13 protein-coding genes are annotated in these 12,440 nt (G+C 60.6%); 5 read left to right on the forward strand and 8 right to left on the reverse strand.

Features of this window, described 5'->3' with window-relative positions:
* Positions 1-61 precede the first annotated feature (61 nt).
* On the forward strand, positions 62-808 hold the full coding sequence (locus LB555_RS08455) for a 3-oxoacyl-ACP reductase family protein (protein ID WP_140873894.1): 747 nt from the start codon (positions 62-64) through the stop codon (positions 806-808).
* 209 nt (positions 809-1,017) lie between these two features.
* Positions 1,018-2,901: a murein L,D-transpeptidase gene (locus LB555_RS08460; RefSeq protein ID WP_224682623.1), complete on the forward strand. Its 1,884-nt coding sequence runs from the start codon at positions 1,018-1,020 to the stop codon at positions 2,899-2,901.
* 4 nt (positions 2,902-2,905) lie between these two features.
* On the opposite strand, the gene LB555_RS08465 is transcribed toward LB555_RS08460, so the two are convergent.
* From LB555_RS08465 to LB555_RS08495, 7 genes are all read right to left on the reverse strand, one after another.
* Positions 2,906-3,382 carry a hypothetical protein gene (locus LB555_RS08465; RefSeq protein ID WP_224530866.1) on the reverse strand — a complete coding sequence of 159 codons (477 nt, stop codon included), beginning with the start codon at positions 3,380-3,382 and terminating at the stop codon, positions 2,906-2,908.
* Between the two features lie 106 nt (positions 3,383-3,488).
* Positions 3,489-4,229 (reverse strand): lysozyme inhibitor LprI family protein, encoded by a 741-nt coding sequence (locus tag LB555_RS08470; protein ID WP_224682624.1) that lies wholly within the window; start codon positions 4,227-4,229, stop codon positions 3,489-3,491.
* 141 nt (positions 4,230-4,370) lie between these two features.
* Positions 4,371-4,628 (reverse strand): PepSY domain-containing protein, encoded by a 258-nt coding sequence (locus tag LB555_RS08475; protein WP_224682625.1) that lies wholly within the window; start codon positions 4,626-4,628, stop codon positions 4,371-4,373.
* 301 nt (positions 4,629-4,929) lie between these two features.
* Positions 4,930-6,069 carry a tyrosine-type recombinase/integrase gene (locus tag LB555_RS08480; protein WP_224682626.1) on the reverse strand — a complete coding sequence of 380 codons (1,140 nt, stop codon included), beginning with the start codon at positions 6,067-6,069 and terminating at the stop codon, positions 4,930-4,932.
* Positions 6,036-6,275: a hypothetical protein gene (locus LB555_RS08485; protein ID WP_224682627.1), complete on the reverse strand. Its 240-nt coding sequence runs from the start codon at positions 6,273-6,275 to the stop codon at positions 6,036-6,038. The genes LB555_RS08480 and LB555_RS08485 overlap by 34 nt, the downstream gene beginning before the upstream one ends.
* 13 nt (positions 6,276-6,288) lie before the next feature.
* Positions 6,289-6,600 carry a hypothetical protein gene (locus tag LB555_RS08490; protein WP_224682628.1) on the reverse strand — a complete coding sequence of 104 codons (312 nt, stop codon included), beginning with the start codon at positions 6,598-6,600 and terminating at the stop codon, positions 6,289-6,291.
* Between the two features lie 243 nt (positions 6,601-6,843).
* The gene (locus LB555_RS08495) at positions 6,844-7,095 is read right to left on the reverse strand and encodes a hypothetical protein (RefSeq protein WP_224682629.1); all 252 of its coding nucleotides are present in this window, start codon (positions 7,093-7,095) and stop codon (positions 6,844-6,846) included.
* 113 nt (positions 7,096-7,208) lie between these two features.
* On the opposite strand from LB555_RS08495, the gene LB555_RS08500 reads away from it, so the two are divergent.
* Positions 7,209-8,078: a hypothetical protein gene (locus tag LB555_RS08500; RefSeq protein ID WP_224682630.1), complete on the forward strand. Its 870-nt coding sequence runs from the start codon at positions 7,209-7,211 to the stop codon at positions 8,076-8,078.
* Between the two features lie 155 nt (positions 8,079-8,233).
* Positions 8,234-9,604, forward strand: a complete 1,371-nt coding sequence (locus LB555_RS08505) for a MobA/MobL family protein (RefSeq protein ID WP_224682631.1) — start codon at positions 8,234-8,236, stop codon at positions 9,602-9,604.
* On the opposite strand, the gene LB555_RS08510 is transcribed toward LB555_RS08505, so the two are convergent.
* A complete protein-coding gene (locus LB555_RS08510) occupies positions 9,599-11,143 on the reverse strand; it encodes a type IV secretory system conjugative DNA transfer family protein (RefSeq protein WP_224682632.1) in 1,545 nt (514 codons plus the stop codon). The genes LB555_RS08505 and LB555_RS08510 overlap by 6 nt on opposite strands.
* A 108-nt stretch (positions 11,144-11,251) precedes the next feature.
* Here LB555_RS08510 and LB555_RS08515 point away from each other — a divergent pair, with 108 nt between their 5' ends.
* Positions 11,252-12,145 (forward strand): ArdC family protein, encoded by an 894-nt coding sequence (locus LB555_RS08515; RefSeq protein ID WP_224682633.1) that lies wholly within the window; start codon positions 11,252-11,254, stop codon positions 12,143-12,145.
* The last annotated feature ends 295 nt before the right edge of the window (positions 12,146-12,440 follow it).

A 12,440-nucleotide genomic window follows, 5' to 3' on the forward strand; every position in this document is an offset into this window, starting at 1 on the left:
ACGCGGCCAGGCAAGGCTGGCAGGTATTTATGTATCAATCGCTATATAAATGGAGAAACCGATGTCATCAGGAAATTTGAACGGCAAGGCAGCACTCGTCACCGGAGGCAGCCGCGGTATCGGCGCGGCCATTGCACGAAGGTTGGCGGCGGAGGGGGCCGATGTGGCGCTGACCTATGTGCATGGCGAGGAGCAGGCTCGGTCCGTCGTCGCCGAGATAGAGACCAAGGGCGGTCGCGCCATCGCCATTAAAGCCGACAACCGTGACGCCGAGGCCATAGACCAGGCGGTGGCCGATGCTGTGACTGCCTTCGGCCGGCTCGACATCCTGGTCAACAGTGCCGGCATCTGGCGCGCCGCGCCGATCGATGCGCTGTCGCTTGCCGATTTCGACGAAACCATGTCGATCAATCTGAGAGCGCCGTTCATCGCCTCGAAAGCGGCGGCAAGGCACATGGGCGAGGGCGGCAGGATCATCTCGATCGGCAGCAATCTGGCCGAGCGGGTCACCGACACCAGCCTGGGCGCCTACTCGGCCAGCAAGGCGGCGCTGGTCGGCCTGACCAAGGCATTGGCCCGCGACCTCGGGTCACGCGGCATCACCGCCAATGTCGTCCATCCCGGTTCGACCGACACCGACATGAACCCGGCCGACGGCCCGCATGCCGAGCATCAGCGCCAGAAGATGGCCACCCCGCGATTCGGCGAAGCTGACGATATCGCCGGCATGGTTGCCTGGCTCGCCGGATCGGAGGGCAGGTTCGTCACCGGAGCCGCGCTGACCATCGATGGAGGCGCAAACGCGTAAGCCACAGGGATTCCCGGGCCGGCGCGACAGTTCGGTCGCGCCGGCCGTCACGATGTTGTGAAACCGTTCTGCAACAGCCCTGCCGAAATTTATGAAAGCTTAACGAAATCGGTATGAATCGGTATAGTCGCGCCTTACATCCGCCATGCGGTGAGCGGGACGGTCTAGCGTGCGGAACGGGAACCGGTTGCGACCGGAGCGGGTGATCCATGAAATTCGTCGGTAAAAAAGCAACCGTGATGCCGCTGGTGGCGATTACGGCGACGCTGGCTTTCGGCATGCCTCAGGCAGGAGCCCAGGGATTTTTCGACATGCTGTTCGGCGGTGGCATCAGGCATGAGCCGAAAGGCGAGTTTCCGCCTCCTCCGCCAAAGCACAAACCCAAGCCGAACGCTCCGGCCGGCGGCGGCGTGAGGATCAGCAGTCCGTCCTACTATACTTACAAGGCCGACAAGCTGGTGCGTGTCGACTTCTCGACGCTGGCGACGGCGCCGCAGCCGGCTGCACCGCAAGACGCCGCTTTCGTGCCTTCGGCCACGGGTGCTGCCTTCCATGAAGCCATTGCTGGGCTCGCCGACTATGAACTCTATGCCGAGCCCGACATCGCCAAGGCGCTGATCGCCTATTACTCGGCCAACCCGGATTTCATCTGGGTGACCGGAACCACCCCGAACAACCGCGCGCAGGATGCCGTGCGGGTGCTTGGCGAGGCTGCAAGCTACGGCCTCACGCCTGCCGACTACACGGTCGATGTGCCTGCCGCCAGTTCGTCCTCGGCGGACGACGAGGTCAAGCTGAAGGAGCTCGTGCGATTCGAGATGGCGCTGTCGGCACGTGTCCTGCGCTATGCCCATGACGCCCAGAATGGCCGTGTCGAGCCCAACCGCATGACCGGCTACTACGATTTCCCGGCCAAGCCGCTCGACATGATGGGCGTGCTGAAGACTCTGGCGCATACCCAGGAGGTTCGCACCTATCTGGAATCGCGCCATCCGCAGAATGCGGAATATCAGGCGCTGCGCGTCGAACTGGAAGCGCTGCAGGCGAGCGCCGAGAACGAAATCGTCGTCGATCCCAAGCTGCTGCTGAAGCCAGGCGAAACCAGCCCCGAATTGCCGAAGCTGCTGTCGCTGATCGCGCGTAATCTCGATGACGAGATGGGCGGCACCTATGGCGAGGTCCTGTCGCGGCTGGCAACCAGCGAAGTCTACGTTCCCGAGCTGGTGCCGCTGATCAAGGCGGTGCAGCAGAAGGAAGGCATGAAGGGCGATGGCGTCATCGGTCCACGCACGGTCGCCACGCTGGCCGGGACGTCGAAAGCCGACAGGCTGCTGAAGGTGGAGGTGGCGCTGGAAGAACTGCGCTGGCTGCCTTCCGATCTCGGCAGCCCGCGTGTTTTCATTAACCAGCCTGCCTTCACCGCAAGCTATATCGACGACGGCCAGGAAAAATTGAAGACGCGTGCCGTCGTCGGCCGCGTCACCAACCAGACCGCCTTCTTCTACGACCAGATCAAGCAAGTCGATTTCCACCCCTACTGGGGCGTGCCGCAGTCGATCATCGTCAACGAAATGCTGCCGAGGTTGCGCGGCGATCCCGGCTATCTTGACCGGGCCGGCTATGAGGTGACGGATTCACGCGGCAAGCGCATCCCTTCCTCGGCGGTGAACTGGGGCGCTTATGGCGCCAACATTCCCTATAATGTGCGCCAGCAGCCGAGCGAGGCCAATGCTCTGGGCGAACTGAAGATCCTGTTCCCCAACAAGCACGCGATCTACATGCACGACACGCCGCAGAAATCGTTCTTCAAGCAGGATATGCGCGCGCTCAGCCATGGCTGCGTGCGCCTGCAGGATCCGCGCGGCATGGCGGCGGCAGTGCTAGGCACCTCGGTCGATTATATCGCGGAGAAGCTGAAGCACGGACACTCGACCGAGGATGTGACACGCACGATCCCAGTCTATGTCGCTTATTTCACCGCCTGGCCCGACATGTCCGGCAAGGTCGAGTATTTCAGCGACGTCTACGATCGCGATTCCCGGCTGAAGCAGGCCCTGGACGCAACCGAGGCGGTGCGCTCACCCTCGAGCTAGTCGTTTATCGCTCCGACAGCGAGCGTCTGAAACCGGCGTCGCGCCCGGCGATCAGCCAATAGACCAGCCCGGCAACCAGACCGGCGGCGGCTATGATGCCGATGTCGGCCCAGCGCTCCAGATCCACGTCCTCCGCCGCGCCCGGCCAGATCAGGAAGAAACCTCCGGCCGCAGCCGCGGCGCCGAAGACCATGTGCAGCATAGCGTTGCGAAGAGAGAAGAATTCGGCGATCAGCGCAAAAATCAGCGTCTGGGGCGCGGTTACCACGATGGTCAGGAAATAGATGAACATGCCGAGCGGCGGTACCACAAAGGCCGCGATCGGCGAGACCCCCATGAGGTCGAAATAGGCTGGCGCGTTGGGCAGGGAACTCAGCGCGGCATAGATCGCCACGACGGCGATCAGACCAACCAGTATGGCGACGAGATAGCCGGCCAGCATCATGAGGACGCGCTTCATCAAGTGCTTCGCAGTTGACATGTCCACCCCCCGGTGAAGCCTGATCCTTCCACAATCAGCCATCAATGGCGAATTGACGCAAGGGGAGACGGAGCACTCCTGGGCTCGCTGGTGAAAATCCCGCCGCTCAGGCGCCGCCGCACATATGCTGCGAATCCGGGAGAGCCCAGGAGCCTTTCGCGACGAGGTCGACGGAATAATAAACCCGGCCACGGTCGTCGTCCTTGGGGCAGTCCCTGGGAATGGAGATCAAGCACATGACGACGGGTTCGCCGACCTTGGCGGCGGCAAGGCCAGCCTCGCGATCATAGGATACGGCGCCGCCGCCATTGGTGAATGTGGCCGCGCTGCCCGCTTCGGGAGTAGCCGTTTCCAGCGGATCGTCGCCAAGCCGCGTGGTCAGCGTCTCGATATGCGTCGACGCGCATTGGCCGATCGCCGAGGGCAGGGGCTGGTCCTTATTGCCGGGATTCCGTGCAGCAGCGTCCAGCGCCTTCTTGCCGATCAGCGCGATGGTGTAGTCCTGCACCCAGGACGGCGCATTTCCATAGGTCTGCAAGGCGTTGTCGAGCGCGCTGGCGATACAGGGGGTATCGCTCTTGCAAGCATTGCGATCGGCGATCAGCCCGCGGGCAATCTTACGCCTGTCGCCGCCGAACGCCGGCTCGAATTCCTTGTAGGCCTTCGAAACCAGCAGATCGATGGCCGACAACTGCGGGTCGGCGCAGATCGCCTTTTCCGCCGGCAGGTTTGCCTTGCCGCAGTCGAAGGACGACCCGTCCGCCAATGCCGGAGAAACGGCAAGGAAGCCGCCGGCTGGGACGATGGCGAATACAGACAGAAGATAGGGTCTAACGAAACATCGCATGATGGCCCCCAAGCCAACAGGATTGCCGAAGGCGCGGCCCCGCGCCCAGCCTAACATACGCCAGGATGGACAATTTTGACGCTCGTTTTGTCGTTGAGAACACGCAGACGCAGCGCATTCGCGACGTGATGTCCGCGAACCTTATTTTGGTTCGGCCGTCACAGGATCGAAGACGATTTCGACCTTTGCCTTGTCCGAGGTATAGTAGGTGACGGTGTAGCCGTCCTTGTCCCAGCCGACCTCCTTCACGTAGCGAAACCCGTCACGCTGCTCGACCTTGGCGATGATCTCCGACAGCTTCTTGGCATTGGGTGGCGGCAGTGCAGTTTCATCCGCGGCAAAGGCGGGTCCGGCGGCGAAAAGAACGACGACGTAGGCCGCAAGCAGAAATCTGGACATGGTTTTCCCTCAAGTTTCGACGCAAGGAAACTCGCTGTCATGCAGGTTTGTTCCGCATGTGGGTGTTCCGGCGTTCAGCGCCTGTGCGGAAAGGCAGAGCGCCAAAGGGGAAGGCGGGCTGTAGCTGCCGATGTGATGTTCAGCAAACAGATGGTGGGCGATGCAGGGATTGAACCTGCGACCCCACCCGTGTGAAGGGAGCCGATAGGGCTAGAATGGCGGTTTCCTGCGGGTTACAGCGCGCGTTAGGTGGCGCGTAAAACGCGCAAAGGGGCGTAAGGGGGCGCTATTTACGCGCCAGTTACGCGCCAGTAAAGCCGTCCGGCAAAACCGAGTACCAGCCGACTCGCTTGACCTGCTCCCGAGCCCGCCACACCGTTCCTTCACCCCAAACTGGCCATTCGTCAACGACGGCGTTCACCAGCTTGTCCAGCGCTTCACCGGCACCCTTCAAGTAAGCCGGGTCATAGGCCGTGTAACGCTCCGTCACGCCCGGTCGACGGTGTCCGAGTTGAGTTGCGGTGTCCCACTCGCTGACGCCCTCACGACGCATCCAGCGGGCCGCTGTGTGCCTCAGACTGTAGGGGTTGACCTTGTCATCCAGCCCCGCCGCCACTCGGGCGCTACGCCACGCGGTTTTGACATCCTGCACCGGCGCGCTCTTCGTGACGATGAGGTTGCCCTTGAAGCGGCAAGCCGCCAGCGACGGGATGAGCCGAACTGTTGGACGATACTTTTTGGTTTGGGCACGCGCGGCCGGATTAAGGTTGATGAGGTTGTCGTCCCGCTCCACCTGCTCGGCGGTCAGCGAGATAATCGCCTCTGTCCGGGCAGCGGTGCCCAGCATCCAGCCGATGAACACCTTGAGGTGAGGAGGCGATACCGTATACAGGCGGCGCAGCTCCGCTAAATCCATAGGGCGCCCCATGGGCTCGGCAGCGCCGGGCTTGACCGTCAGGATGTAGGGGACACTTTTCAGCTCGCCGCGCTTGTAGGCGCGGTTCAACGCCGCCTTGCCGGTGGTCAGGATACGCAGGATGGAGCTTTCCTTGAGACCTTTCCCGCGCAGGGCGCGGTGAAAGTCCTCCTGCTTGGTCACGTCGGAGAGGTGGTCGACGGTGGTGCCGTTGAAATGGTCGAGCCAGTAGCCGACCGCCACAGCCGAGGAACTGGACGAACGCACCTTGCCGCCGTGCTCCGCCTGATAGCGCTTGAGGATGTCGGCCAGCGGTGTCGATGCCGGTTCCTCCAGCGTCTTGGTGTGCTCCAGAATGAAAAACTCCCTGAGCGCCGCCTTGGCCTCTTCGAGGTCGGCGGTGCCCAGGGAGACACGTTTCGTGCGAGCGCCCTCGATCCAGCAGCGATACCATGCTGGCGAGCCCTCGCGCTGGTCGAGCCAGTATTCTCCTAGTTGGAATTCGCGTCGGGTATATCGCGCCATTGTTCACCCAAGAGCATGAAGTCTGCCAGCTTGTAGCCCCAATACCTCACTTGCCGCTCGCCCATGTTGACACCGGGGGCCTTATTCGCTCGACGCCAGCGCTTGAGCGTTGATAGATCGACGCGCAGGATGAACGCTGCCTCCGGCTCTGAATACTGCCGGTAAAGCCTGAAGTCATATTCGAGGGCCACTGCTTCACGCAGCATTTCGCGCTCCGTCCTATCCACAGCTGCCTCCCAACCGGAACATAGTGTCCGCAATGCGAGGCAATTCAAAGATGCCGATGAATATCATGACGCCGAGAATAACGCCAGCCTTATTCCCGCGCAAAAGGGTAATAAGGATAAACCCGACGACATAATAAACTGCGACCTGTCCCCACGACAGATAAAGGTCGCGCGCGGTCGGCGCCGCCCAGCAATACAGGAACGGATAGCCCCAATACCGCGCGGCAATGAAGTTGGCGCCCCCCAACACGAGGGGGGCGACAATCGCGAAGTCTTTAAGTGTCAGTGCCGAGTCTTTTGCCACTTCCGCCTCCCTTTCCGGCGTCGCGACCGGCTTGCCTGTGGGCGAGCCGACCGTGCCTGCTGGTGAACGTCACGGCGGCGGCTAATTAGGGCGCCGATGCCTGACAACAGCGCCGTCATCACGGCGACCGTCAGCTGCAGCAGCAAGCGGATGCACAGCTCCGTGACGCGCAGCATGGATTGAATGAGCATTTCGATGATTTTCATGATGTGAAAGGGGCGGGCCGAAGCCCGCCCTTCTCCTTTAGCTGACGACGCAGACCGCGAACGGGCGGCGGTCACGCTTGCCGATGATCCAGAGCCAGTTCACCTTGCCGATAGGATTGTGCAGCACGTAGCCGAGGGTGCCGTCGTTGGCGCGCTTCTCCCTCATGAAGATGCCTTGGGCGACCTTAGCGCGGCGGCCGTAGCCGTGTTTGTAAGAGCAGGTGGTACGGGCGAAGATAGCGCGGACCTCGGCATCCGAGATCCAGAGGGGGGGTTGATGGTAGGTCATGGTCTTCTCCGTCTTGCCCGGCAAGGCCCCGTTGTGGAGCCTTCTCGACCGGGAATGACCGACCATGCCCAATCAAAGACTTTGAGTTAATGTGACCGTGGTAGGAGGCTGGTATGACCGATTCGACAGCGACCGATGAGCGAAAACGAGCAGTGAAAGAGCCCAAGGTTCCCGCCGCCGCCTCCGATACCGAGGCCTATAAATTTTCGGTAAGTTTGCCAGCTGAGTACGAACAGCGAATGGCGGTGGACCCGGTAAGCCGTCTGCCGACCGGGGGGTACAACAGTGAGTTGGCTCCTTTGGCCGCTGCGAAGTACGGCGGCAAATTGAAGAATTCCAACTCTGCGATTGTGAGGCTCGCCTTGGACGAGCTTTGGGAGAGGCGTAACGACCCCAACTCTGATGCTATGAGGTCGCTCGGCGAAATCGGACTTGCCGGCGTCGTCATTGGTTATCGTTATGCTGACTTTAGCCATGAGGTACGAACTGCGACCGTGCTCTACATGTTCGTCGACGAGTTAGCTCTCTTCATGCAGCTGCATGAACACCGGCAGGCAATGAAGGCACGGTTTCGCGACCCCGAGAAGACGACGATCATCATGACGTCTCACCCCGAATACAGTCATCATGACCTACCTGGTATGCGCGAACAGGAGGACGGCGCTCTTAGAGAGATCTATTCCTACGCCGAAGTCGCGATTTCCGCTGCAGAGCGGGGTTCAGCCCCGCACGGGGCCATCAAGATCGGAACGCTCATAGAACCACGGTTCGAACATTTCGTCCTGCTAGCTGATGAATACCTCTGTAAGTGTTCCGGTCGGATGTATGGGTTCCCATCCATGCCCACCCATGCGCTGGTATGGAAGCCGGTGCCAGACCACTCGGCTCCATGTGAGTACTACTTCAGCCGAGACAGCTTCGAGGCGATTATTGCGGAGCATGAGAACATTCTGGTGGATGTTGAAGCGAGCGCTGGCTCCTGATTGCCCGAGTTGCAAATTCCCAACCCTTGCCCCGTTACTCACCGATAGCCCGAGTGCCGAAAAAGCCGGTTAGCGATAGCGTGTGAAGGGTAGTGCGACAATATGGGTTTGATGCAAACCCGGTTACGCGCTCCGCATGTTAAGCTGGTGGCGCAATGGCAACGGTTACGGCCTTTATCAAACATTCGAACATTGGGAAGGCCAAGCAGGCGGAGCCGTACACAGCCGCCGCGCACGTCCGCTACATCACCCGCAAGAACGCCGCCTCGCTGATCTACTCGGAGCGGATGCCAAGGCAGTACCACGCCGTCCAGCGGTTCCTGAATCACCACGAGGATACCGTTCGTAAGAATGGCCGGGTCATCGAGAAGTTCATCATCTCGGTGCCGCACGACATCTCGGAAGCCGACGCGGTGAACGTGCTGCGGCGCTTCGGCAATCGCATCGGGAAAGGCGAGGCGCCGTTCCTGTTTGCCTTGCACGGCTTCGACGGCCGCAACCACCATGCGCACTTCATCTTCATCGACAAAGGGGAGGATGGGCGCCGGGTATTTGGGATGAGTGAACGTGGCAGCACTGCCAAACTCAAGCTGGCTTGGGAGGAGGTCGCCAACGGCGCCTTTCAGGATCTGGGCTATGACGTGCGCGTGAAGGTGCACGAAGGCTACGAGGAGCGTCAGGACGTTGCCGAGGCGGTTGCAGCCAACGACAATGAGGTTGCCCCGTTACGCCCCGATAACGAATTGGAGCCGCAAGCCGATTCCGACGATTCTCCGGCTGAGATTGAGCAGCCGGAGGACGTGGCTTTGGACGACGAAGAAGACGGTAAGGTCGACCTCGCCAACATCGGCGGAGATCCAGTCGCCAACATCAGGTTCATGCACGAGCAGGTGGGTGAGCGCGAAGCTTTGCAAGCGGCGAGGGCGCGCATCGAGCAGGCGAGGGTCCGCTATCAGGCGCTGGTCGCCGAAAGAACCCGCGTGGCCGTTGATGCCGGAGATTTCTATCAGGATAGCCTGCCCACGCTGATGGCCGCCGACAAGGCTGAGGAACGGCTGATGGCCCACCAGACCCACGACGGGAAGCTGAGGGGGTTTTCGCTGAACGTCTTCGGCGTCAGCTTGTTCAAGACGAGAGCGCGCAAGGAAGCCGAACAGGTCAGCGCGGTCGCCCACGACTTGAAGCTGGCCGCCAATCAGGTGGAATATACCCGCAAGGCTTATGACCAGCGGCTGTATGTGCTCGACCATCAAGCATCCCAGGCGGAGCAGGCCGCCTTCGAACACCAGGCCGCGCTCACGCGGGTTTACGGCACTGACGAGGAAATCAACCACGCCGAGCGATTCATGGAGAACAGCATTGACGACGTAGCGTTCGTCGTCTCGCTGGAGGACGCGATGTCCGCGTATCTTGAGGGCGCTATAACCCCCGATGAATACCGGACGTTCCTGCGGGAGGCTGGCTATACGGCCGAGTTGCAATTGCTTGAGGAACAGCTCGCCGAGGGCGAGGGCCAGAGCCTATAGGTATTTGATACGGTAGGCGCCCCTGACCTTAACCCGGCGCCAAGGCTTGAAGCCGCGGACCACCCGGTTGTCGATGAACGCCAAGGCCTCCTCCTGCTCAAGCCGCCGAATCTCGTCCGGCTTGATGAGTTTCCGGGGCTGCTCGCTGCGCCCCTTGCTTTCGCCGGAAGCGCTCTCACTCTCGTTGCGGCTTTGCACGGTGAACTCTCCAGCCAGCTTGCTTGCCAAGTCATTCAGATCCATGTCGTTGCTGCCGCCAAACACGACCATGTCGCACCCATTCAAGAGGGTCTTGTGGTCCTGTGGATAGGTCTTCTTGAATTCCTCCATGCCCACGAAGCAGGGGCGGAGCCGGACACCGACTTTACGGAGTCTGCTGAAGGCCTTGACGAACGCGGCGCAGTAGCCGGTCAGGCCAGCCTCGTCGACGTAGATAATTAGCTCCCGCTTCAGCGGCTTGTTGGTGGCGTCCCACAGCGCGGAAACCTCATTGACGGCATTGCTGTAGATGATGCGCGACAGGTCACCGCCAACGTCCTGATACCCTGTCCGTATGAAAAGCACGACGGGCGCATCCTGGGTGAACATCTTGGTGAAGTTCCAACCGCGCCGGTAATTGCCGTTCATGTCCTTCGCGAAGGAGGTGACTTCGCGCACCGCATCATCATTCCAGCTATCCAGCTTGCGCAGGGAGGTTGTCATCATCGACAGGCCCTCGGGCTTGTCCTGTAGCTTGGACATTGCGCGCAGGGTGGCGCTGATGTGGGGATCGTTGTATTGGGCCGCCCGCTTCAGCATGGCGTCCCTGACATTGTCATCGATCAGGAGATCCACCATTTCCGAAATGGTGCGGCGGTTGCCCTCGTACTTCACGTCGACCGAGATTACGCATTTGAGCAGCAGGCGGGCGAACTCGACAAAGTGCGGGTTTTTAGAATTCGGCTCGTCCGCGACCATACCCTCACAGATGCCCTTGAGCTGGGTGTTAAAGAGAAACCGCATGTGGTCCCGCGGATCGAGGCCGGAGAGAACGTCATACTTCGTCCACCGGTCCGGTTCGACCGCGTCAATCTTGGCTATCTGGTAGCCCTTGGCCCTCATCTGTGGGCCGAGGGTATTGAATAGCTCGTTGCCGGCGTCGCCGATCATCAGAAACGGCAGTTGGGCATAGGGCCGCTCCAGCAGGACACGTAGGTCTGCGATGAAGTGCTGGGACTTACCAGCACCCGGAGGCGCCATGATGAGCACGCTCCGCTCGTCGCGAGTGAATACTCGCTTACCTTTACCGGTGACGCACATCAGAAACCCCTTAGGCTGGAAATAGCCGCGCTTCTTCAGCTCCTTGTCGGTGGCGAAACTGGCGTTGCCGTGGGTGGGTTTGTCCTTGTCTCGCCATTTACGGAGCGCGGCGGCAGCATTCCACGATCCCCAAATGCTCCAGACCGTAAAATTAAATGCCGCCTCTATGCACCGTAAAATGGTGATCCAAGCCCACCATAGGACTTTAAACAACGACTTTATAATAGTGAACGGATTCATATTGGGTTAAACTTTCCACATCTAGCCTTAAACATCTAAACCTTTTATCGCGGGCCGCAGGGATACCTCCGGCTAGATAATCCTCTGCGGCCTCCAGCGAGGCTCACAATGAAAACCAACGACCTTTATTCTACCGTCACCAGCATGGTCATCCGCCAGCTTGAGGAAGGCGTTCCGCCGTGGGTTCGCCCATGGAAGGACGACCGGCTTCATGGCGTCGGCATGATCCCCACCAACCTTGTGACCGGCAGGCGGTACAGCGGCGGGAACATCCTGCTTCTGTGGCTGGCGGCTCACGTTCACGGCTACTCCAACCTTCAATTCTGCACGTACCAGCAGTTGAACGGTATCGGCGCATCGGTGCGTAAGGGGGAGAAGGCGACGCACGTCATCTTCACCAAGCACATCATGCGCAAGGGCGAGGGCGACGACGAGGACAGGCCGGGGACTCTGGTCAAAACTTATCCAGTGTTCCATTTTTCCCAAATCGAGAAGATTCCGGAGAAATACCTGGCACCCCAGCAGGAGCCGGAGTCCGAGCCGCAAGATCTGGGCTCGCCCAAGGTCAAGCTTGCCCGCGGTTGTGGCGTCCATGTCCAGCATGGCGGCAACCGGGCCTGCTACATCCCGTCGAAGGACGAGGTGCAGATGCCTCCGCCGTCAGCTTTTGTGGACGACGAGGCGTACTGGCAGACCCTGATGCACGAGTTCACCCACGCCACCGCCCATGAGAAGCGGTGCGGACGGAAACTCGGCAAACGGTTCGGCGACGAGCAATACGCCTTCGAAGAGCTGGTGGCGGAGTTGGGTAGCGCCTTCCTCTGCGCCCGGCTCGACATACCGGCCGGTTACCGGTCAGCCAGTTACATCGACAACTGGCTGAAGGTGCTGAAGCAGGATACCCGGGCGATCTTCACGGCTGCCAGCTACGCCGGTCAGGCGTCTGACTACCTCTGGAACAAGGCGTTCCATGAAGAGAAGCAGCTTGAGGCTGCCGAATAACGAAATGCTTTGCCGCGACCTTCGGGTTGCGGCATTGTTTTGGGGTTCCCCTCACGCCGTAACTCCTTTCGGCAGGGAATAGCCCAGCTGCCGAACGGTCTAGGTCATTGACACACGCCGCTGGCTTAAGGTGCAGCCCACCGTCACCAACAACGGAGGCAGATGACAGAGCGCGATATGCCCCTCTGACCGTTGCTCCTCATGCCCGCGCTGTCACAACCCGCCTCGGCGGGTTTTTTGTTGACGGCCATCGCATTCGAGACCAGATAGCGCCGACACGTATAATGAACGCCTT

Origin of the sequence: Mesorhizobium sp. BR-1-1-10, assembly GCF_020165595.1 — a bacterium.
In the GTDB taxonomy this organism is placed as follows: Bacteria; Pseudomonadota; Alphaproteobacteria; order Rhizobiales; family Rhizobiaceae; genus Mesorhizobium; species Mesorhizobium australicum.